The 22,442-nt window shown below is 49.7% G+C and carries 17 protein-coding genes; 13 read left to right on the top strand and 4 right to left on the bottom strand.

The window, feature by feature from the left end:
* Positions 1–405 precede the first annotated feature (405 nt).
* A complete protein-coding gene (locus HV107_RS05845; RefSeq protein WP_182062424.1) occupies positions 406–1,515 on the bottom strand; it encodes a hypothetical protein in 1,110 nt (369 codons plus the stop codon).
* A gap of 1,533 nt (positions 1,516–3,048) precedes the next feature.
* Between HV107_RS05845 and HV107_RS05840 the strand changes: the two genes are divergently transcribed.
* Positions 3,049–4,257 carry an IS256 family transposase gene (locus tag HV107_RS05840; protein ID WP_063054239.1) on the top strand — a complete coding sequence of 403 codons (1,209 nt, stop codon included), beginning with the start codon at positions 3,049–3,051 and terminating at the stop codon, positions 4,255–4,257.
* A gap of 21 nt (positions 4,258–4,278) precedes the next feature.
* On the opposite strand, the gene HV107_RS05835 is transcribed toward HV107_RS05840, so the two are convergent.
* The 3 genes from HV107_RS05835 to HV107_RS05825 all read right to left on the bottom strand — a co-directional run bounded on the left by HV107_RS05835 (position 4,279) and on the right by HV107_RS05825 (position 7,977).
* The gene (locus HV107_RS05835) at positions 4,279–5,241 is read right to left on the bottom strand and encodes a PAAR domain-containing protein (protein WP_182062423.1); all 963 of its coding nucleotides are present in this window, start codon (positions 5,239–5,241) and stop codon (positions 4,279–4,281) included.
* Positions 5,242–5,272: 31 nt separating this feature from the next.
* Positions 5,273–7,267, bottom strand: a complete 1,995-nt coding sequence (locus HV107_RS05830) for a type VI secretion system tip protein VgrG (RefSeq protein ID WP_182062422.1) — start codon at positions 7,265–7,267, stop codon at positions 5,273–5,275.
* 191 nt (positions 7,268–7,458) lie between these two features.
* Positions 7,459–7,977, bottom strand: a complete 519-nt coding sequence (locus HV107_RS05825; RefSeq protein ID WP_182062421.1) for an Hcp family type VI secretion system effector — start codon at positions 7,975–7,977, stop codon at positions 7,459–7,461.
* Positions 7,978–8,531: 554 nt separating this feature from the next.
* On the opposite strand from HV107_RS05825, the gene tssB reads away from it, so the two are divergent.
* From tssB to tssA, 12 genes are read left to right on the top strand one after another with little or no spacing between them, the layout of a single operon-like run.
* Positions 8,532–9,029, top strand: a complete 498-nt coding sequence (tssB, locus tag HV107_RS05820; RefSeq protein WP_182062420.1) for a type VI secretion system contractile sheath small subunit — start codon at positions 8,532–8,534, stop codon at positions 9,027–9,029.
* A gap of 20 nt (positions 9,030–9,049) precedes the next feature.
* Positions 9,050–10,525, top strand: coding sequence for a type VI secretion system contractile sheath large subunit (gene tssC, locus HV107_RS05815; RefSeq protein ID WP_182062419.1), 1,476 nt, complete (start codon positions 9,050–9,052; stop codon positions 10,523–10,525).
* 5 nt (positions 10,526–10,530) lie between these two features.
* On the top strand, positions 10,531–10,950 hold the full coding sequence (tssE, locus tag HV107_RS05810; RefSeq protein ID WP_182062418.1) for a type VI secretion system baseplate subunit TssE: 420 nt from the start codon (positions 10,531–10,533) through the stop codon (positions 10,948–10,950).
* 5 nt (positions 10,951–10,955) lie between these two features.
* Positions 10,956–12,791, top strand: a complete 1,836-nt coding sequence (gene tssF, locus HV107_RS05805) for a type VI secretion system baseplate subunit TssF (protein WP_182062417.1) — start codon at positions 10,956–10,958, stop codon at positions 12,789–12,791.
* A complete protein-coding gene (tssG, locus tag HV107_RS05800) occupies positions 12,758–13,804 on the top strand; it encodes a type VI secretion system baseplate subunit TssG (RefSeq protein ID WP_182062416.1) in 1,047 nt (348 codons plus the stop codon). The genes tssF and tssG overlap by 34 nt, the downstream gene beginning before the upstream one ends.
* A 4-nt stretch (positions 13,805–13,808) precedes the next feature.
* Positions 13,809–15,101, top strand: a complete 1,293-nt coding sequence (tagH, locus tag HV107_RS05795; RefSeq protein ID WP_182062415.1) for a type VI secretion system-associated FHA domain protein TagH — start codon at positions 13,809–13,811, stop codon at positions 15,099–15,101.
* Positions 15,098–15,622, top strand: coding sequence for a type VI secretion system lipoprotein TssJ (gene tssJ / locus HV107_RS05790; protein WP_182062414.1), 525 nt, complete (start codon positions 15,098–15,100; stop codon positions 15,620–15,622). The genes tagH and tssJ overlap by 4 nt, the downstream gene beginning before the upstream one ends.
* Before the next feature lie 2 nt (positions 15,623–15,624).
* A complete protein-coding gene (gene tssK, locus HV107_RS05785; protein ID WP_182062413.1) occupies positions 15,625–16,968 on the top strand; it encodes a type VI secretion system baseplate subunit TssK in 1,344 nt (447 codons plus the stop codon).
* A gap of 4 nt (positions 16,969–16,972) precedes the next feature.
* On the top strand, positions 16,973–17,728 hold the full coding sequence (gene icmH / locus HV107_RS05780; protein ID WP_182062412.1) for a type IVB secretion system protein IcmH/DotU: 756 nt from the start codon (positions 16,973–16,975) through the stop codon (positions 17,726–17,728).
* A gap of 8 nt (positions 17,729–17,736) precedes the next feature.
* Positions 17,737–20,388, top strand: a complete 2,652-nt coding sequence (gene tssH, locus HV107_RS05775) for a type VI secretion system ATPase TssH (protein WP_182062411.1) — start codon at positions 17,737–17,739, stop codon at positions 20,386–20,388.
* Complete coding sequence (gene vasI, locus HV107_RS05770) at positions 20,385–21,053, top strand: type VI secretion system-associated protein VasI (RefSeq protein WP_182062410.1); 669 nt, start codon at positions 20,385–20,387, stop codon at positions 21,051–21,053. Before tssH ends, vasI begins: the two co-directional genes overlap by 4 nt.
* Before the next feature lie 4 nt (positions 21,054–21,057).
* On the top strand, positions 21,058–22,437 hold the full coding sequence (gene tssA, locus HV107_RS05765) for a type VI secretion system protein TssA (protein ID WP_182062409.1): 1,380 nt from the start codon (positions 21,058–21,060) through the stop codon (positions 22,435–22,437).
* The last annotated feature ends 5 nt before the right edge of the window (positions 22,438–22,442 follow it).

The following is a 22,442-nucleotide window of genomic DNA, read 5'->3' as shown; positions in this document are numbered from 1 at the left end:
TATCAGTTTGCCTTTTATATCCAGCATGTTAAGTAATTCAGGAGTGCCGTAATTTAATTTTGTTTCTAATCTATTTTTACCTGCTCGATTACTGCAAAATTAACTGTTGAGAAAGCACTGACCATATGAATTGCTCCCCTGTGAGGACTTTTATCATATGAGCATCTGACAGTTTTCCGTAAACGACAATAAATTTTTCTATTAGTTATTACATTACAGTCCTGCATCCATTTAATAAAGCACTCCTGGGATTTTTTAGCATTAACTTCGCTGACTACCCGTGCTGTTGTCATGTACTGGCATCCGTTTTTAACCAGTCCAGATTCACATTACCAAAATCCTGAATTTCTTCCCATCACTCAGCACCATCAATAACTGCACAAATTGTAAGTAATAATATGTGGCTTATTCCTTATAGAATTTTTCTTCATAGGCTAGTTCATAATTATTTAATGAATTTAACACAATGTCTATCGCTCGCTTTCCCGCAGCCCATAATTTGAAATCTTGTTTTTTTTGCGTAAGCGATCCAATTACATAGAACCAATTTTCCTGAACTTTGCCTGCACAGACAATCAATGTGCATTCTCCATTCTTTGCATCATTTACCTTAAACTCTCCTGTCCATAATTCTGTTATATTTTTATTGAAAATATTTTTAATTTTTTTTAGAGGGGTTTCTTTAATTTCAGAGTGATTGTTTTCTTTTAATTTGCTAACAATCAGGCTGTAGATATGTTCTTTATCTATTGCCGCATCATGACATAAAAAGTAACCATCAATAATTCCATGAGTTTTCCCTTCCTTTTTCAACGATAACGAATGATAACTCATCTTCTCGTGATTATATCGTTCAGTATACTGCCACGATGCAGGATAATAAAATGAATAACTTGTGGGTGAGTTAATATTTATGCTTTTTAACTCTTCTGCCAGATGCCATCCAGAATCATTAATTAAAGTGAAGAACTTTACACAGTGAAGCAGATATTCAGCTAGTAAATCATAACTTACTAGAGGACAACTGGCTTTTACCATAATCAGATTAGCATCTTTGTGTTCAAAATCATAATTCTTAAACACTCTAATTCTGGATATCACTATCTCCCCATCAAAATTATTTTTTGTTAGAATATCCGAATATTTTCCACCGACACTATAATAATCTTTTCGGTGAATGACTTCTTCCTCAAGAAGGGGCAATATGTAATCAATCCAGTCACTGGCATCGATATCATTCGTTATGTACTCATAAATAACTTCTGTCTCCATAAATGGAAACTCAGACTCAGGGACTGTTTTATAACAACCAATAGTATAGAAACCATGAAGTCCTTTGATAGGTTTAGGCTCTATATTGACAGGTTTGACATTTAGTGGGAGTAGTATTTTATAATGTAGACTCCTTGAGCTAGTAGAAGTATAACGACAACGCCATAACTGTTTCTGTTGATAATCGGAACTAAATGTGATTATCTCAGGGAAAAGGATCTCACTACTGCTGTTTTCCTTCATAATACTCTCGAATTATTTTGATATATAGTGTTTTAACACAAGGAAAGCAATCAATAAATATTCCAGGTTAAATATAAATTTATATCCGCCAATTATCAGGATTTTATTCTTGATAAAGTATTTAAGTGGTTGCCTATGAATGTTTTGCTGATTATGCTCTTGATGAAAGGAAGTTACTCTTCCAACACCTGATTCAATCAAGGAAAAGATAATAAAATAAATAGTCGGAAAATAAAAAAGCATATGTCTGATAAAAGTGGGGGGTCGTGGATAATAACCTAACTGCACTCTGAAATAAATAAACGATGAAAAACTAATTATTCCAAATAATATTTTATATCCCTTACCATATTGTTTCATTTTATCCCCCTATGATCACGTTTCCTAAACCACAAAGAACGCTCCCAGAACTACCAATAGGCGGGTGTGCAAAAGGTCTGGGTTGAATTCCCATGTATCCTTCCGACCACATAATCAACATTATCACAAGCTGAATACCGATTCACCTCGTCAGTCAGGTTAAAAAAATGTATTAATTGTATATTTAATCACGCAATATGCAAATAATAGATTAAATGGTAATTTATATGTTTTAGCTATCATTTTTTGTTTTTCATAAAAAACTCAATGGTTGTCGGTTAATATTTTCTTTATTGTATTTTCCATGAGAATTCACAGCTTTTTCAATCCCATTGTCAATGATACTAAAAAACGTATAGAAAAAAATAAATATGCACCAGACAGGAACATTATTGTACCCCAGTATGTTCTTCCTATATATAAGGCTATCTTAATAAAAAAGAAGCATAAAACAATACCAAGTATAATTCTGAAGATTTTATTCCTATATAAACGCATTGGTTATATAGCCTGTTCTAAAAACTAAAGATAAATTTCAAATGAATCTACTACGCTTATATGCTATCTACCGATAATTACCGTTCTTTAATGAGTTCTGAGTGGTTGCACCTCTATGTTATCTGTATTTAATTAATGTAAGATCTAATCAATACATCAAAGCAAATATATACAAATAAAATATTAACTACTACCTTAATATATCTGGACACGTCTCCTTTATGCAACAAAAACCATCTTATAGGTTGCTTATTGATGTTGTCTTTATTGTTTTTGAAATGAAGCTATTCTTTCAATGCCACTATCGAGCATCGAAAAAAATGTATAATAAATCCCAGCATAAACCCCCATTAATGCTATTATTTTGAATGATAACATGTCTCGAACGTAATGAAGTATTATATAAGCTGACAAGCAATACAGGGTTATACCTAAAAAAAACCTAAACACAATATTGTTGTATAATGGCAAAAAAGATTTTAATATAAAAAGTTTTTTTTCATATTACCCACCAATGATGATAGTCGGTGCACCCGATAGCACTATACCAGATTTGGAACTGGATAACCCCAATAGTTCTTGAACAGGAATTTCAGTAAATGGTGAGGCTGTAATTTAAATTGTGTATCTGCCTGTTTTTGATATGTTCACTCCAACAACGGAGACAGGCAAATTATGGACGAAAAGAAACTCAAAGCACTGGCAGCTGAACTGGCTAAGGGCCTTAAAACCGAAGCCGATCTCAATGCTTTTTCCCGCATGTTGACGAAGCTTACCGTCGAAACGGCGCTCAATGCGGAACTGACTGACCACCTCGGGCATGAGAAAAATGCGCCCAAAACAGGCTCAAACACCCGCAATGGCTACTCGTCAAAAACGCTGCTATGCGATGATGGCGAGATCGAACTGAACACGCCGCGTGACCGTGAAAATACCTTCGAACCCCAGCTGATTAAGAAGCACCAGACGCGTATTACGCAGATGGACAGCCAGATTTTGTCCCTGTACGCCAAAGGCATGACCACCCGCGAAATCGTTGCCACCTTCAAAGAGATGTACGACGCCGATGTGTCACCCACGCTGATATCTAAGGTCACCGACGCCGTAAAAGAGCAGGTCACTGAGTGGCAAAACCGGCAGCTGGATGCGCTGTATCCCATTGTTTATATGGACTGCATTGTTGTCAAAGTCCGTCAGAATGGCAGCGTAATCAACAAAGCTGTGTTCCTGGCACTGGGCATCAACACCGAAGGCCAGAAAGAGCTGCTGGGGATGTGGCTGGCCGAAAATGAAGGTGCAAAGTTCTGGCTGAGCGTGCTGACGGAGCTGAAAAACCGGGGCCTTCAGGACATCCTGATTGCTTGCGTGGACGGTCTGAAGGGCTTCCCGGATGCGATAAACAGCGTTTACCCGCAGACTCACATCCAGCTGTGCATCATCCACATGGTGCGTAACAGCCTGAAATACGTATCCTGGAAGGACTACAAAGCCGTCACCAGCGGGCTAAAAGTAGTTTATCAGGCTCCGACCGAAGAGGCGGCGCTGATGGCGCTGGATGCGTTCGCGGGAGTCTGGGACGATAAATATCCGCAAATCAGCAAAAGCTGGCGTGCGCACTGGGAAAACCTGAATACGCTGTTCAGCTATCCACCGGATATCCGCAAGGCCATCTACACCACGAACGCAATCGAATCACTGAACAGCGTGATCCGGGCTGCGATTAAGAAACGCAAAGTGTTCCCGACGGATGACTCGGTAAGAAAGGTTATTTATCTGGCGATCAAGGATGCGTCAAAAAAATGGAGTATGCCGATCCAGAACTGGCGGCTGGCAATGAGCCGTTTTATTATCGAGTTCGGTGACCGCCTGAGCGATCACCTTTAATACATTGGCAGTTACACAGAATTACTGACAGGCTCTAAATGGTCCAAGTTGAACCTCAACATCACCTTTTAACCCTAGTGCGAACGCCAGTTCACCTGTTAATTTAAACTTTAGCATAATATTATCAAGATCTGTCCATACTCCCGCTCCTATTCCTGCACCTATCGATCCAGCAGAGCCACTAGCAGAACCTTTTACTTTTAAATATTTTGATTCCATGATCCCTGAAAGTTCTCCTTTTGCAACGGCAGCTTCCGCCCCCAATTCAAAACTTGCCCCATAACTTAATTCATCACTATCATGGGTTGTGCTAACTTCCCCCTTTCCTTCTGCTGTTCCAATTGTCCCTCCAGCTTTTACTCCCGCATAATCACCAGTTCCTTCTTTCCCTGAACTAATCCCTACATTTCCTGAAACTCCCGTCAGTTTCGCATTAATACTACTGGAACTATTTTTCTCATTTGATATCGTTCCCGCTACCATTTCAGCCTTACCAATAGTGCCTCCTAGATTTAAATTATCACCACTGTCACCCATCTGGTGGTTTAATTGAAAATCCTCAAACACAATTTTATTATTTGCGGTATCAAAATTCCCGTCCCCATCTGAATCTGATAGTTGTGATGAGGCCAGCAACACATTCATCTGAAATTCTTCTGGATTTTTTACCTTTACTGAACCGTCTTCATTTGTATTTTTGGCCAATGTTGCGTAATGATATTCCGGTGGTTTGGGGCCTTTTGTTGGTGGTAATGCTTCTTTGCCACAGATGACCTTATCCCCATACCTGGCTGCTGGCATTCCGTTGATAGTAACTGTTTTTGAACCTTCACTAATTACTCCCGGCCCATGCTCCTTACAAATAAACGAATCTCCCATTCTTGCAGCCGGGAATCCACCGGTTGTAACATTAGGACTTCCCGTCGTGATTGGACCATCATGCCCAGCTTTGTCTGCTGTCTGCCTTGCTGCATTCTTCTCCATGTTATATTCTCTTATGAAACAACTTATTGATTTATGGATTTAACTTCAACATACCACCTGTTAATAAATGTTCTTCACTACCATCTGCCAATAGTTTCTTACTGTTGACATGATATTCATTTTCTGCTTTGTTTGTGATTATTTTCCCCTTAAGAGTGATTTCACCATTTTTCAGTAATGTGATACTTGAATCTCCACAAATAAATTCTATTTTTTCTTCAGAATTTACACTGATGGTTTTCTTCACTTTTATGGTTTGCTCCCCCTCATAAAGAGTGATTTCTTGGTTTCCTTTTTTGATATCAGTCTTTTGATTTCCTTCAGTAACTTCTATCGTTCGATCATTAATAACCGTTATTGTTTGGTCATTAGCTATCGTTACGGTCTGGTCATGACCACTTTTCTTTTTACTTCCCACCTTCACTGTCTGCCCGAGTCCGACGGTGATGCTCTGGTTATTACCGATGGTTTCCGTATGGTCCACTTTCACATCAGTGGTGCGGTTGTTCAGTACCTCGGTGTCCATGTTCTTCTGCGCGTGGATATACACCTGCTCCTGGTCTGTCGCATCCTCGAAGCGCAGTTCGTTAAATCCGCTGCCCCTGTAGGTTTTCGAGCGGATGGTCATCTGCGTTTTGGTTCCCGGGAGACTGCCCGGCGAGCGGTTGTCCTGATGATAAGTGCGGCCCATGATAATGGGCTGGTCCGGGTCACCGTTGAGGAAGTCGACTATCACCTCCTGACCCACGCGCGGGATGGCGAGGTTGCCGAAGCCGGTTCCGGCCCATGCCTGGGATACCCGTATCCAGCAGGAGCTGTCCTCGTTTCCCGGGCAGTAGCGGTCCCAGTGAAAACGCACCCGGACCCGGCCGTGCTCGTCACAGAAGATTTCCTCACCTTTCGGACCGGTGACGATGGCGCTCTGCGGACCATCGACAGCGGGTTTGGGTGGCGGGAAGGGACGCCAGGTCCGGTCTGCCGGGATGACGTTAACCGTGTTTCTGAGCGTGGTGCCTTCCCCCTGGCTGCCGTGCAGGGCCTGAGGCTGTTCGCCCTTCAGGACACAGCCCGTGACCTGCCATTCCCGGTTGAGGGCCGGGGAAGGGTGGCCGGTCAGGGTGAAACGTTTTCCGGGCCACAGTTTCGGGGAGTTCGTGACGCAGGTCGCTGCCTCAGCATCACGGCGGTAACCTCCGGCCCGGTAGCGGGCAAAGTCCTGACCGTGCTGCACATCCTTGAAGCGTCCCGGGTAATCGAAGATTTCATACTGGCTGCGCTGGCCGTTCAGGTTTTCGGCGTGGTGGCTGAAGTAACCGGGCCAGCCGGGGGTTTTAAAGGTGTAATCCTGGTTTTCCACTGATGAAGGGCGTATCTGCGCCCGGTAGCGGAACTCACTGATGCATTCCGTGGAGGGTTCGCGGATATTGGGGTTAAAGGGCAGGGAGCCCAGGGAGGAGAGACCGGCGACATCATCACAGAGAACGAGTTTCTGTCCGGGACCGGTCGGGTGGAGCCAGTCGAAGAAGAAAATGCCCTCTTCGGCCCAGAGGCGACTGAGAAAGCTGAGGTCGGTCTCCCCGTACTGTACACAGAACTCCCGTGCCGGATGGGCTTCATAAAAGGACGGCACCCAGTCAGTGACACCGTTTTCAGTGAGCAGGGTGGAGGAGATGGCCTGGATATCCTGCTGCTGAAAGATACGGAAATTCTGACGCAGGCCGCAGCGCCAGAGCGGGGAAGAAAGCGTCAGATGATAGTTCATCTGCCAGTGGTTGTTTTCCCGTGTTTCCACTCCGGTGATGATGCCGTGGAGGTAGCGCTGTGGAACGGAGCCCTGCCAGAGGGTGAGTGTGGCGTTCTTTTCGAGGAAATCCGGTCCGGAGAGGCCGGTCTGGTCCCCGGCGATATCGACACGGAGTAAAAAGGGGATGGAGAGATTCTGGCAGAGGGTGAAGCTGACGACGGCGGTTGCGGTTTCCGGCAGCCCCTCTACGTCCAGCGTAAAACGTAAGCCTTTTAATGGCATATATTCCTCCCTGACGTGCAACAATGAAATGACCGTAAAGTGTTATGCTCGTTTTCAGGCACGCTACCGCCGAAGTCTCCGGCGTCCGCCATCTCCCGTGATAAAACGTAACCCTATACTGAAACAACTTTTGTCGCGTGATATGGAAAAACAGCATTCCACCCTTAAAGCGGAATGCTGTGGATTAACGCTTATGCTTCTAGCGGTGCACGCCAGTCGTCAGCACCGGAAGTGCCGGCTGATACGTGCTCCCATTCGATTTTGCGATAGGCCAGCGAGACCTCAACCAACTGAGTGAACTCGCGTTTGGTATCGTCCTGACAGTGCGGCATATTGCAGTCGATATTCACAATCGTGGAGTCGGTCAGACGAGTGGTGAAGAAGTGCTCCTGTTTGCCTTCAACAGAAGTGCGATACCAGTGCAGTTCGGTGGTAGGTAACATTTCACCTGAAGCCAGCGCGTTGTACAGCAATGGGACGGCTTTGTTCAGTGCTACGGTAAAGATGAAGGGCTTGTGCGCACGCTGGCCCGAAGGCTGCCCGGACTGTGGATCCGTCGGCACAGTTACCTTATGACTGAACTCCTGAACCAGCATTTCGTCTTCGTGGCCCTGGACATAAATATTACCCACAGATTCTGCGGTAAAAGCCCGGTCAGTAATAAGTCCCTGGGTTTGTCCTTTAATTGAAATGTAACATGGTGTTGGCATATATAGCTCCTTTGCTTAATTTGCTCGGAGTGAGCATCACTACTGGAAATTATTTCCATGGCTTCCAGAATATAAGGGTTTTCTTAATGTCTGTTTTTTATGGAAACAAAAAGTACAAAAACGGACGTCAGGAACAAAAAAACCATAGCAGTATCATGAAAAATATTATATTGATGTGGATTTTTTTGTTATCAACCAAAACCACTGCGAATGAAATACGTGGTAATTATTTATGAAAACTATATATCAACATCTCGATTATTTTTCATATTTTTTAATTAACATAAAAAACAATATGTTACGTATTTTGTTCTTTGTGTGTCGTCTTTCTTTGAATAGGCTCTGATATAGGGTTTAATCAGCACAATAAACATTTAAGGAATTATGTAAAGGTGTTTTATAATTTTTGTGCTGCGAGTATCATATGTTTTGAAAATTGTGCTTTACCTTTTTATTGTCGCGAGAATAGTATCCTGAATGCCTTTGTAGTGCGGGTAGTTATACCTTTCTGTGGCCTGAACGGAATTCATAGATAACCAAATGGACAAATCATTATGAGCAACCATAAAGATGGCAGTATTGCACCTAAAGAACGTATTAATATTCGATATCTTCCGAGGGTTGAGGGACAAACGGCAGAGGTGGAACTGCCACTTAATCTGTTGATCACTGGCGACCTGAAAGGTCAGGTAGATAACACACCGCTGGATGAGCGCCAGCCAGTTTCTATTAACAAAAATAACTTTGATGCGGTAATTGCAGAGTCCGGTATCGGACGGAATTTCACTGTGTCGTCGGCACTCAGTGATACTGCTGACGCCCGGATGGACATCAGCCTGAAAGTAAAATCGATGGCCGATCTCTCACCGGACAATGTTGCCGCCAATGTACCTGAACTGAAAAAACTGCTGGAGCTCCGCGAGGCGCTGGTCGCACTGAAAGGTCCGATGGGCAATATTCCTGCTTTTCGCGCTCAGTTACAGGCGTTGTTGGGGAATGAAGAAACCCGCAAACAGCTGATTCGGGAACTGGGCCTCGCTGGTCAGAAATAATCTTGCACAAGGATTTCACTATGTCTCTACAGGAAGAAGTTACCCCCGTCAGCGCCGGACCTGCGACCACAGGGTCTCTGCTGGATAACATTATGGCCCAGAGCCGTTTTCAGCCTGAGTCTGAAAGTTACGATATTGCCCGTCAGGGTGTAACCGCCTTTATCTCCGCGTTGTTGCAGCATGAAGCCGAATCCGCCGATATTCTGGCGGTGAATGCCATGATTGCTGATATCGATGAGCGTATGGGCCGGCAACTGGATCTTATTCTCCACTCCTCAGAGTTTCAGGAACTGGAGTCGTTTCTGCGCTCCCTGAAGATGCTAGTGGAGCGGTCAGATACGCGGGAAAATATCAAAATCCACCTGCTGCATGTGACGAAGGAAGAATTGCTCGACGATTTCGAATTCGCCCCAGAGATCACCCAGTCTGGTTTCTATAAGCATGTTTATTCCAGCGGATACGGCCAGTTTGGCGGTGAACCTGTCGCAGCGGTTGTCGGCAATTATGCGTTTGCCAATAACGCGGCGGATCTGAAACTACTGCAATATGTCAGCGCGGTCAGTGCGATGGCACACGCACCGTTTCTGTCATCGGTTGCCCCCGAATTCCTCGGCCTTGAGTCCTGGACTGAGTTGCAGGGTATTAAGGATATCAGTCTGATTTTCGAAGGCCCGGTTTACACCAAATGGCGTTCCCTGCGCGAATCTGAGGACTCACGCTATCTGGGCCTGACGGCTCCGCGTTTCCTGCTGCGTCAGCCTTATGCACCAGGTGAAAATCCAGTGAAGAGCTTTAACTATCGCGAGAACGTTAGCCGCAGCCACGATGATTATCTTTGGGGGAATACAGCGTTTCTACTGGCCGCAAATATGGCAGAGAGCTTCGTAAAATACCGCTGGTGTCCGAATATCATCGGTCCGCAGAACGGCGGCGCGGTGAGGGACTTACCCGTCCATTTGTATGAGGCAATGGGGCAGATACAGGCAAAAATCCCAACCGAAGTTCTGATTACGGACCGTCGTGAATACGAGCTGGCGGAAGAAGGCTTTATTTCTCTGACTATGCGTAAAGGTAGTGACAGCGCAGCATTTTTCTCGGCCAACTCGGTGCAGAAACCGAAAGTGTTCCCAAATACCCCTGAAGGCAAGGAAGCGGAGACCAACTATAAGCTGGGTACGCAACTGCCTTATCTCTTCATCATCAACCGCCTGGCACACTATATCAAGGTGTTGCAGCGCGAGCAGATTGGCTCGTGGAAGGAGCGTGGGGACCTGGAGAACCAGCTGAATACCTGGATACGCCAGTACGTTGCTGACCAGGAGAACCCGCCTGCAGATGTTCGCAGTCGTAAGCCGCTGCGCCAGGCGAAAATAGAAGTGCTGGATGTTGAAGGTGAGCCGGGCTGGTATCAGGTAGCGCTTTCAGTGCGTCCACATTTCAAGTATATGGGCGCTAGCTTTGAGCTGTCGTTGGTCGGCCGTCTGGACAAGGAGTAGTCGTGATGACGGAACGGAGTATCGGGGGAAGTTTGTTTGAGCGTATTGGTGATTCAGTTGCGTTATCGCCGCGCCAAAACACGAAGACGGCATTGCTGCATTCCATCAGGAATAATTTGCAAAACATCTTCAATACCCGTTCCGGCAGCTGTTATGGCTCACCAGAGTTGGGGATCGCCGATTTAAATGATGAGGCTCTGGTATCCAGTGATTTTCGTCAAGCGGTTGGCCAGGGGATCCGTGACTGTATTCTGCGTTATGAACCGCGGATCGCAGAGACGGTGGTGATTGCCGCCACAGCGGATGGTTATTCTCCGCTGGAGCTGCGCTTTCATATTGTGGCACAGGTTAGTTTTGCTGATGCAACGGATGTCCTGGAATTTGACATCCTGCTGGATAACCACCAGCGCTATCAGGTGGAGTGAGTATTGTGGCTTTTGAAGAACGTTACTACCAGGAAGAATTGGATTATCTTCGCCAGTTGGGCAAATTGCTGGCGAAGGAAAAACCGTACCTGGCCCGTTTTCTTGCCGAGAAAGAGGGCGACCCGGACGTGGAGCGCTTGCTTGAGGCGTTCGCTTTTCTGTCTGGTGCACTGCGGCAAAAGCTCGAGGATGAGTTTCCGGAGTTTACGCACGGGATCATCCGGATGTTATGGCCTAACTACCTGCGCCCGGTTCCGGCTATGTCGGTGATTGAGTACGAACCTGAAAACAATATAAAAGCACCTGTTCAGATATTACGTGATGAGCAGATCAGCTCAGGCGCCGTCCGAATGTCCTCGTCAGGGCGAAAAGTCCTGGAAAATATTGAGACTGTTCTCCCTCCCGTCTGCCATTTTACGCTGGCACGTGACATGTGGCTGCAACCTTTGCGGATAATGGATGTGCGCAATATTAGCAGTCTTGAAGAAGGTATTATTGATGTTGATTTTGTTACTGAAGATGGTGTGTCTTCCAGTGCACTGGATTTAAACAAAATCACGTTCTGGCTAGGTAATAACGATGATTATACTCGCTACCAGCTGTACTTGTGGTTCAGTGAACGTCTGAAGAATGCTGAACTCATTATGGACGAACGCCGCATACCGTTACCAAGTCTGTGGCTGGACCCCGCCGGGTTTGAGCGTGATGATGCTCTATTACCGTGGCCTAAAAATGTTCACAATGGCTACCGGGTTCTCCAGGAGTATTTCTGTTACCCAGAGAGCTTTTTCTTCTTTCATCTGCGTGATGCCACTTCGTTGCCGGATGATTTTCACGGCGGCACATTTACGTTACGTCTGCGTTTTAATCAACCATTACCCGTGAATGTCAAATTACGGCAGAGTTCCCTGAATCTGTTTTGTGCTCCGGCGGTTAATCTGTTTTTGCATCATGCAGAGCCAGTCACTCCGGATAGCCGCTCACCTGTATATCCGTTACGTGCCAGCCATCAGCATCCGGAAGCCTACGATATTTTCCGTGTGCAGTCCGTCTCAAGCAAAGTAGTGGCATCCGGAGTTATCCCCGGACAGAAGGGTTCAGGTGCATCGCGTCCCTGGCCAGAGTTTGAGAGTTTTAATCATCAGACAGAATACAGTCGTCGGCGTGAGGTTATCTACTGGCATCATCGGGCAAAAACCTCGCTGTTTCATCGTGGTCTGGAGCACAGTATTGCACTTGTTCATGCGGACGGTAGCCAGCCAAATTCTTCACAACTAGGTGGTGAAACTCTCAGTGTTTCGCTGGTCTGCACCAATCGGATGCTCCCAACGGAACTGCATACCGGCGATATCTGCGTTGCCATCGGTAAAAATCCGTCAGTGGCTTCTTTCCGCAACATCACGCGTCCGACGCGGCCGCTATATCCGGTCATGGACGGCGATATGCATTGGTCGCTGATCTCAAGTATGAACCTGAACTACCTATCTCTGCTGGACAGGGATGCGTTGGTGCAGATCTTGCGCACCTTTGACCTGCCGGGCGTTCATCACCCGCAGCAGGCCAGACTCTCCCGACAAAAGCTTGATGCCATTGAGAAGATGGAAACAACGCCTGTGGACAGGTTGTTTAAAGGCGTTCCAGTCAGAGGGCTTGCCACCACGCTGTGGATCAATCCCGCTCCGTTTGTCTGTGAGGGTGAGGTGTATCTGCTGGGAACTGTGCTGTCACAGTTCTTTGCATTGTACGCAAGTATCAACTCGTTCCACTGTCTGAAAATTATAAACACGGAAAGTCAGGAGGCCTGGGAATGGCAGAGCAGTGGTCAGCACGCCCTGATGTAGCGAAGAAAATACCGCTTCCGGAAGATGTACGCAGCATGAATTTCTATGTGCTGTTGGAGTCGCTGTATCGACGTTGTGGTGAACCCAGCCAGGAGCCCTCCCTGCGGACCGAGCCTGAAAAGGAGGTGGTGCTATTCAAATCTGATGCCGCCATTACTTTCCCTGGCAACGATTTAACTACGCTTGAGCGCACTGAGGTCGGACAGTTTGCGTTAACCACGCGGTTTCTCGGTTTTTCCGGTAGCCAGTCGCCGCTGCCGGGTTATTACCTGGATCGGATGGCGCGGGAGTCAGCTCAGAATGAAGAGGGGTTGAAAGAATTCCTCGATCTGTTTAGCCATCGCTGGACACAGTTTGCTTACCACGCCTGGCGTAAGTATCGCTATTACATCTGTTTTCGCAATGGTGGAACGGATACGTTTTCGCAGCGCATGTACTCCCTGGTGGGGCTGGGGGATCCGCAGATGCGAAATAAGCTGGCTATCAATCACAGCAAGATGCTGGCCTATGCTGGCGTGCTGGCAACGCCAGGGCGGTCTCCGGATGTGGTATGTAACCTGGTCTCTCACTGTTTTGATTTGCCAGATGTCACGATTGACAGTTGGCAACTGCGTAAGGTTGCCATTGAACCATCGCAGCAGAATCAGCTGGGGTCGCGTAATCCTAAGACGCGCACCACCGGGTATGTGGTCGGACGCTCCGTGCTGGGTATCAATTTCACGCTCGGCGCACGGGTGCCCGATCGCAGCGGTAAGTTCCTGCTGCGAATAGGTAACCTGCCGATGGAGCGTTATCTGTCATTTTTGCCTGATGGTGAACACCATCAGGCGCTACAGATGTTTATCTCTTTTTTGCTGCGCGACCAGTTTGCGTGGGATTTACAGCTGTGCCTGGCTCCGGAGCAGGCGAAGGGAATGCAGCTGGGAGACAAATCCAGTACCTGTCTGGGCCGCACTGGTTTCATCGGTCAGCCAAAGACACCGCCTTACGTCACACTCCACATCAGGGAGTAATTTTATGGAGCAGTCTGTGGTTACGGAACAACAACGCGGCAATGCATCACTGACATTACAGGTGATGAATGGCAATGAACTGGAAAGCGGGCGTGCCGCGAGGTGCCTTTTTTCCGGCGATGGTGGCGAGATTGGTCATGCAGAAGGCTGCCACTGGTCTGTGCAGGACACCACGGGATCTATTGCGGAACACGCTTGCGCCGTTGTCCGACATGATGGCGCATTCTGTCTACGTTGCCTGATGCCGGGGCTGATGATCAACCTTGCACCGGTGTCAGTTGATGCAGGTCTGGTACGTCTTCGTCAGGGAGATGAAATAAGCATCGGCGCGCTGGTACTGAAAGTCTTCCTGCATGAGGGGAAGCGCGTCAGTTATGACGAGCAGATGGCAACACCGGAAAGCATTGTGACGCATCGCGAAAGTCTGGTGGAGGCGCTGATTTCCACGGATGGCCAGCCGGAATATCCAGGGATGCAGCCGCGCCATCAGTTGACTTCCAATGTGGTGAATAGTTTTTCTTCCGATCCTCTACAGGTATTACAGAGTGAAAGTCTGACGACAGCGTCACCAGCTGCAACTTATGGGCAGCGTACGGTGCCACTGTCCGATCTGAAGGCGAATGGTGGGATCGATATGTCATTTATGGATCTACCACCGGTTTACGCCGATCCCAGAGAGGGTGATGAATTCTCCCCAGAGGAGATGGCACAAAAGCACCTTGCAGTGACGCCGTTGCTGCGCGGGCTGGGGAGCACGCTCAGCATACAAAATTCACAGGATGCCGATGCCTTTCTGGAAGAGACCGGACGAGCTTTGCAGGCGGCCATTCAAGGGCTTCTTGACCTGCAACACAGCCAGAACAGCTTGTCGGACAAACACCTGCGTCCGCTGGAGGATAACCCGCTGCGCCTCAGCCTGGACTACGCCACTGCGCTGGAAGTGATGTTTTCCGAAGGCAAAAGTCCGGTGCATCTTGCCGCTCCTGCCGCCATTCGCGAGAGCCTGCGTAACGTCCGTCATCATGAAGAGGCCAATCGGGCGGCGATTTCTGAAGCATTGCGGGTGATGCTTGACGCGTTCTCGCCACAGAGCCTGTTACGCCGTTTTGTTCAGTACCGGCGCAGTCATGAACTGCGCCGGGAACTGGACGATGCCGGGGCATGGAGCATGTACCGTCATTATTACGATGAGCTGTCGTCGGACCGCCAGCAGGGATTTGCCATGCTTTTTAACGAGGTTTACGCCCAGGTTTATGACCGGGTATTACGCGAAAAGCAGCGGGAACTGGAAGGATGAGATGGGTTTTCGTCATGCTGGTGCTTGTGCTAGCGGGCGCGCTGAGCGGTTGCACAATGAGCAAAAAGATAGGCCAGGTCATCGCCGATCCTGATGTTCAGGTCGGCGACATGAAGGAACAACCTTCTGAACTGACCGTCACGCTGCTGACGGAACCGGACACCAATCTGAATAGTGCAGGTGAGGGCGCCCCCGTTGATGTACAGCTGGTGTACCTGAGCGATGACTCGAAATTACAGGCAGCGGATTACGACCTGCTGGCCTCCACACCGCTACCTGATGCGCTGGGTAAAAACTATCTCGACCATCAGGATTTTACCCTGCTGCCGGATACCCTAAAAACGCTCCCAGCCGTAAAGCTGGATACAAAAACACGGTTTATCAGCATCGTTGCTTACTTTTCCGACGATCAGACCAGTGAATGGAAGCAAATAACGCCAGTGGAAGGAACCGGGCATCAATACCGCCTGCTGGTTCATGTGCGACAGAACAGTATTGAAATGAAATCAGAGGATAACTGACGATGGCTACAATGAAAAACCGGGTGCTCTGGCAGGAGGGTATGTTCGCACTGCCACAGCATTTTCAGCAACAGCAGCGCCATAACGATGCCATGCTGTGTGAACGGCTGGAGGCACTGGGAGATTTTTCCTGGGGATTCACGACGCTGTCGCTGAACATCGAATTGCTTGCACAAGGAAAGGTGATGATTGATCGCGCGGCAGGCTGTATGCCTGACGGCACAGTGTTCCGTATTCCCGATCAAGATTTGCTACCGTTGCCGTTTCAGCCCGGTGCGCTAACGACACCAGGAAGTCATGATATCTATCTGGCGCTGCCTGTTGCCTCCCATAACATCAGTGAAGTTAAGGGGTTACGCAGCGCTGGTCAGAGTTCGGAACGCTACAGTGTGATGCTGACTGAGGTGCGCGACGTGCATACCGATGATGGCGATGTACAGTCGCTGACGCTGGGCCAGTTGGCGTTCAGAATTGTCAGCGGTGCGGAGGATCTTAGCGCAATGGTTGTGCTGCCTCTGTGCCGTATCCGCAGCGGACAACCTGGGGGAGCGCTAGTGCTGGACGAGGATTTTATCCCGACCTGCCAGACGCTGCGCGTCAGTCCCGTGCTGAACCGGTTTGCCGGAGACGTGCAGGGGATGATCGCTACCCGCGCGGTAGATTTGGCGAAACGTATTGGCTCGCCGGAGCAGAGTGGTATCGCGGATGTGGCGGAATTTATGATGTTACAGTTGCTTAACCGCAGCCAGATGCATTTCTCGCATCGCGCTCGCCTGCACACTCTGCACCCTGAGACTTTTTATCTGGATCTTACTCAGTTGCTGGGTGAGCTGATGACTTTTACTGAGAACAGCCGTTTGCCCTGCAAGGTGGAGCCCTACGATCATCGTGATCTGACGTATTCCTTCAAAACGGTAATCCCGGAGTTACGGCGGGCACTCAATATTGTCCTGCAACCCCGAGCCCAGAACCTACCGCTCGTTTACACCGAAGGAGTGTATCTGGCGACTGTCAACGAACCGGGGCTGTTCCAGTCTGGCGCATTCGTCCTTGCGGTCCGCGCCCGGATGCCACACAACCAGCTTATTCTCCAGTTTACCCAACAGTCAAAAATCGCCGCCACCGACAAAATCCGCAGCATGGTCAGCGTACAGGTGCCAGGCATAGCACTGCGCACACTCCCAGCGGCACCCCGACAGCTACCTTACCACGACGGCTATGTTTATTTTGAACTGGAAAAAGGCAGTTCCGCATGGCAGGACGTGGTGAAAGCGGGTGCGCTGGCAATGCATATTTCCGGTAATTTCCCGGAGCTGGATATGCAGTTGTGGGCAATAAGAGGTTAAGACGATGAGTGAATTCGTTCTCCCTCCTGAATCAGACAGCTTCCCGCCTGGTCGTCAGTATCGCCTGATTCTTCGCGGCAACAGCCTCAATCCAATGATCGATGCTGCCACACCTCTGCTCGGAATGGTGATGCGTCTGTCTGGGATGAATAGCCAGATGATGCCTGAACACCTGTTCGCGCAGGTAGTGACGGACGTCCAGGCGGTGGAGCAGCTGTTGCAGGAACAGGGCTACGAGCCGGGCGTTATCGTGTCGTTTCGTTACATTCTCTGCACCTTTATTGATGAGGCTGCACTGGGAAACGGCTGGTCAAATAAAAATGAATGGATCAAACAATCGCTATTGGTCCATTTCCACAATGAAGCCTGGGGTGGAGAGAAGGTGTTCATCCTGCTGGAGCGTTTGATGCGCGAACCAAAGCGCTACCAGGATTTGCTGGAGTTTTTATACCTTTGTTTTTCACTGGGTTTTCGCGGGCGTTATAAGGTCGCAGAGCAGGGTCAGGATGAGTTCGAGCAGATTTACCGACGTCTGCATCATGTTCTGCATGGGCTTCGCGGCGATGCGCCGTTTCCGCTACTGCATCAGGATAAAAAAATTCAGGGAGGGCGTTACCGACTGATAAAGCGCCTGACTATCAGACACATTCTGCTGGGCGGTATCGCTGTCCTGGCGCTGGTGTATCTGTTTTATCTTCTTCGCCTGAATGGCCAGACCCAGGACATTCTTAACCAGTTAAACCGACTGCTTGCCAGGTAAGGACACCTATGATTCAGATTGATATCTCCTCGCTGGTAAAACGGCTGAACATATTCTCCCGCCAGGCGCTTGAAATGGCGGCAACGGCATGTATGAGCCAGCAGTCAACAGAAATCACCGTCAGCCATGTGATGTCACAGATGCTTGCCATTCCTCGTTGTGATCTGCGTGTCATTATCGAGAGAGCGGAAATTGACGTGGCAGAGCTGGAACAGGCGCTGACCGTGGAACATTATGCCACCACTCGTTACGCGGACAGCTATCCGGCTTTTTCGCCGCTGCTGGTCGACTGGCTGCGCGATGGCTGGTTGCTGGCATCGACAGAGATGCAGTCCGGCGATCTACGCGGCGGTATTCTGCTACTGGCTCTGTTGCACTCTGCCTCGCGCTATGTACCGCCAGAAGCCGCCCGTCTCCTGACAGGTATCAACCGCGAAAGATTGCAGCAGGATTTCGCTGACTGGACGCGTGAGTCGGCTGAATCGGTGGATATGAGCAGCAACAACGGCATTACCAGGGCTGTGGGTTCGGATGACAGTCTGCTTGCCCGTTACGCGAAAAACATGACTGAAGATGCCAGAAACGGCAAGCTCGATCCGGTGCTTTGCCGGGACAATGAAATTGATCTGATGATTGATATTCTCTGCCGCCGCCGTAAGAACAATCCGGTGGTAGTCGGTGAAGCCGGTGTAGGCAAGAGCGCGCTGATTGAAGGGTTGGCGCTACGTATTGTTGCCGGTCAAGTGCCGGACAAACTTAAAAATACCGACATTATGACGTTGGATCTCGGTGCGTTGCAGGCTGGCGCCTCCGTAAAGGGTGAGTTTGAAAAACGTTTTAAAGGGCTGATGTCGGAAGTGATTCAGTCGCCAGTGCCAGTGATCATGTTTATCGATGAGGCTCACACGCTGATCGGTGCGGGTAATCAGCAAGGCGGGCTGGATATCTCCAACCTGCTGAAACCAGCGCTGGCACGGGGTGAACTGAAAACCATCGCGGCCACAACCTGGAGCGAGTACAAAAAATACTTTGAAAAAGATGCTGCGTTGTCGCGTCGCTTCCAGTTAGTGAAGGTGAGTGAGCCGACGTCGGCAGAGGCGACGGTTATTCTGCGTGGTCTTGCGTCGGTGTATGAGCAGTCACACGGCGTGCTGATTGATGATGATGCATTGCAGGCTGCGGCAACATTAAGCGAGCGCTACCTCTCCGGCCGTCAGCTTCCGGACAAGGCTATCGACGTTCTAGACACTGCCTGCGCCCGCGTGGCGATTAACCTTTCCTCTCCGCCGAAGCAAATTTCTGCGCTAACTACCCTGTGCCATCAGTTTGATGCGGAAATCCGCCAGCTTGAGCGGGAAATCCGTATCGGCTTACGCACGGAGAGCGTTCGGCTTGATGAGGTCCGCGTGCAGCATGAAACGTCGCAAACGGAACTTAGGTCTCTGGACGCTGCCTGGCGTCAGCAGCAGACGCTGGTACAGGAGATTATCGCCCTGCGTAAAGGTTTACTTGAAGATGCGAAATCGCATAGCGACGAAGAGCGTGAACAACCGGAACCTAACACCATCCCTGCGGTTCGCCTGGCTGAACTGAGTGCAGAACTGGATGTGCTGCATCATACGCAACAGCTGGTATCGCCCCATGTGGATAAAAAACAGATCGCTGCTGTTATCGCCGAATGGACCGGTGTGCCGTTGAACCGCCTGTCACAGAACGAAATGTCGGTCATTACCGAACTGCCACAGTGGCTGGGGGAGACCATCAAGGGCCAGGAGTTGGCCATTAAACATCTGCATAAACACTTGCTCACGGCACGCGCTGATCTGCGCCGCCCAGGGCGCCCGCTCGGTGCGTTTCTGCTGGCCGGGCCAAGCGGTGTAGGTAAAACCGAAACCGTGCTGCAACTGGCGGAACTGCTTTATGGCGGACGTCAGTATCTCACGACCATCAATATGTCGGAATTCCAGGAGAAGCATACTGTTTCGCGTCTGATTGGCTCGCCGCCTGGCTATGTCGGTTACGGCGAGGGTGGCATATTGACCGAAGCTATTCGCCAGAAACCCTATTCTGTGGTGCTGCTGGATGAGGTGGAAAAAGCGCATCCGGACGTGCTCAACCTGTTCTATCAGGCTTTCGATAAGGGAGAAATGGCCGATGGTGAAGGGCGGATAATCGACTGTAAAAACATCGTTTTCTTCCTCACCTCCAACCTTGGTTACCAGGTGATTGTGGAACATGCGGACTGCCCGGACGCGATGCACGACGCCTTGTATCCGGTGCTGGCTGACTTCTTCAAGCCGGCACTGTTGGCTCGTATGGAAGTGGTGCCATACCTGCCGCTATCACGCGAGACGCTTTCCGTGATTATCACCTGGAAACTCGTGCGACTGGACCGAGTGCTGCGCAGTCGCTTTGGTGCTGAAGTTATTATTAAACCTGAAGTTACGGACGAAATAATGAGCCGCATCACTCGTACAGAGAACGGGGCGCGGATGCTGGAGTCGGTTATCGATGGTGACATGTTACCGCCGCTCTCCCTGCTGTTGTTGCAGAAAATGGCGTCGAACACCGCAGTTGCCCTTATCACGCTTGATGTGCAGGACGGTGTGTTTACCGCCGAAGTAGAGGATGCGGTAACACAGGAAGAAGGCGCGGTATGAGACTTTCAGCCTGTTGGCTGCTACCCCTGCTGTTAGTGACATCTCCTTTATTTGCCGGGGATGAACAGGTGACGCTAGATGCCATGAACGTCTGCCGGAAAGAGTCTGCCGCCCTGGAACGTCTGGACTGCTATGACCGAATTCTGACCCCTGTGCAGACACAGGGGTTTGCTGGGGCACTGGTGAAGGCGCGCTACGACGGTGAGGCGTGGACGCGTGCGCTTGAGCAGGAAAAACAACGCATGGATAACTCCACCGGATTGCTGATAACCCGCACTGAGGGCGAGCGTCCTACGGTGATTATCACTACGCCCGCCATAGGCAGCCTGCCGCCGCGCCCGGTGCTGATGTTCAGTTGTGTCGATAACATCACCCGGATGCAGGTGGCGCTCGCTGTCCCCCGTCGTGAAAACGATATTCCTTTGGTGCTGAGAACTGACAAGGGTCAGTTCCGTTCTCGCTGGTTTGTGCGTGAGAACGGCTTTCTGCTGGAAGCCAGTAGGGGGCTATCCGGTATCGACGAAATCAAACAGCTGTTCGGTGCAAAAACGCTGACGCTTGATACCGGGGTTGGCAATGCCGCTGGAAAGCTGACCTTTAACATTGACGGACTGGCGCAGACCATTGCGCCACTGCGTGACGCATGCCACTGGGCGGGAGAATAACGATATGGATATACAAAACCCGAAGGTCTGGCTATCGCATCTGCTGGAAAATCTGCCGGAAGATAAGCAGGCGAGCAAACTCAGTGACGATAACCCGCAGTGGGAATACATCGATAGTGAGATTGTTAAGCTGGGCTCACTGAATCATGCGCAGCTTGATGTACCGGAGCTTCAGCAACGAGGGCTGGCGCTTCTTGCCTCTGAGAGCAAGGACATCCGTCTTGTGTCGCATTTGCTGCGCACGCTGCAACATGCAGGCGATTATCTGCTCGCACTCAGAATGTTGACGCAGTATGTCAGCCATTACTGGGCCATCGCCTGGCCGCAGAGCGCGGTGAATAAGAAGCGTTTTGCCGAACAAATATTGAAGCGTTTCGAACCCGGTATCGCCGGCTTTGCAACGACAGCGACACCTGACCTGTGTGATGCCCTCTTAGGAGAGCTGGCGAAGCTGGCACTGTGCTGGCAGGAGGTTGGGGCACAGGAGCTTGCCACCTCTACCGATAATCTTTCCGGGTTGTATCAACGAGTGTTTCACGAAGGTGGCCCAGCAGTATCTGCACAATCCGCAGCTACACCCGCGAGCATTCCCGCAGCAACCGTTGAGAAGGCCCCTGTATCGGAGGTGACGGTCGAAAGTCATGATGACAAAGCCTGGCGCGATACCCTACTGAAAGTGGCAGCCATCCTTTGCGAGCGCCTGCCTGCATCGGCTCATGGTTACCGCCTGCGCCGCCATGCATTGTGGCAAAACATTACCAGTGCTCCACAGGCAGAAAGTGACGGGCGGACGCAGCTTGCCGCCGTTTCCACCGATATGGTCGCGGATTATCAGGCGCGCTTTGTCCGGGCGGATATCACTCTCTGGCAACAGGTGGAACAGAGCCTGCTGCTGGCCCCGTATTGGCTGGATGGCCACCATCTTTCGGCAAGCATTGCGCAGAGCCTGGGGCACCGCGAGGTGGCGCAGGCTATCCGCGATGAGGCTCGCCATTTTCTGATGCGCCTGCCTGCACTTGATGCCCTGTTGTTTAACGACCGTTCGCCGTTTATCGGCAACGCCACTCGGCAGTGGTTGAGTGATGAGTCGCAGGCATCAGTGGCGTCTGTCGCCGCAGCGGATGATACGACGCAACAGGTCTGGCAGTGTCATCAGGAGCAGGGGCTGGAAGCGGCGCTGGCGTGGCTCGAACAGCTACCGGCGGGTGGCCCCCGCATACATTTTTACCGGGAATACCTGACGGCGCAGTTGCTTGATGCCTCCGGCATGGCGACGACAGCTCGTCAGCATTACCACACTCTGTACCAGGCCGCGCGACACTACACACTCGCGGACTGGGAACCGGAACTGTTGCAACAGCTTGAAAACAGGTCCAGAGGATAACAAGG

It is taken from the genome of Enterobacter sp. RHBSTW-00175 (assembly GCF_013927005.1).
Taxonomy (GTDB): Bacteria; Pseudomonadota; Gammaproteobacteria; order Enterobacterales; family Enterobacteriaceae; genus Enterobacter.
This window is presented reverse-complemented; position numbering and strand designations above follow the sequence as displayed.

Coding starts and splice junctions, on each gene's coding strand:
- HV107_RS05845 (WP_182062424.1), bottom strand. CDS start 1,515: ATGAAGGAAAACAGCAGTAGTGAGATCCTTTTCCCTGAGATAATCACA.
- HV107_RS05840 (WP_063054239.1), top strand. CDS start 3,049: ATGGACGAAAAGAAACTCAAAGCACTGGCAGCTGAACTGGCTAAGGGC.
- HV107_RS05835 (WP_182062423.1), bottom strand. CDS start 5,241: ATGGAGAAGAATGCAGCAAGGCAGACAGCAGACAAAGCTGGGCATGAT.
- HV107_RS05830 (WP_182062422.1), bottom strand. CDS start 7,267: ATGCCATTAAAAGGCTTACGTTTTACGCTGGACGTAGAGGGGCTGCCG.
- HV107_RS05825 (WP_182062421.1), bottom strand. CDS start 7,977: ATGCCAACACCATGTTACATTTCAATTAAAGGACAAACCCAGGGACTT.
- tssB (WP_182062420.1), top strand. CDS start 8,532: ATGAGCAACCATAAAGATGGCAGTATTGCACCTAAAGAACGTATTAAT.
- tssC (WP_182062419.1), top strand. CDS start 9,050: ATGTCTCTACAGGAAGAAGTTACCCCCGTCAGCGCCGGACCTGCGACC.
- tssE (WP_182062418.1), top strand. CDS start 10,531: ATGACGGAACGGAGTATCGGGGGAAGTTTGTTTGAGCGTATTGGTGAT.
- tssG (WP_182062416.1), top strand. CDS start 12,758: ATGGCAGAGCAGTGGTCAGCACGCCCTGATGTAGCGAAGAAAATACCG.
- tagH (WP_182062415.1), top strand. CDS start 13,809: ATGGAGCAGTCTGTGGTTACGGAACAACAACGCGGCAATGCATCACTG.
- tssJ (WP_182062414.1), top strand. CDS start 15,098: ATGAGATGGGTTTTCGTCATGCTGGTGCTTGTGCTAGCGGGCGCGCTG.
- tssK (WP_182062413.1), top strand. CDS start 15,625: ATGGCTACAATGAAAAACCGGGTGCTCTGGCAGGAGGGTATGTTCGCA.
- icmH (WP_182062412.1), top strand. CDS start 16,973: ATGAGTGAATTCGTTCTCCCTCCTGAATCAGACAGCTTCCCGCCTGGT.
- tssH (WP_182062411.1), top strand. CDS start 17,737: ATGATTCAGATTGATATCTCCTCGCTGGTAAAACGGCTGAACATATTC.
- vasI (WP_182062410.1), top strand. CDS start 20,385: ATGAGACTTTCAGCCTGTTGGCTGCTACCCCTGCTGTTAGTGACATCT.
- tssA (WP_182062409.1), top strand. CDS start 21,058: ATGGATATACAAAACCCGAAGGTCTGGCTATCGCATCTGCTGGAAAAT.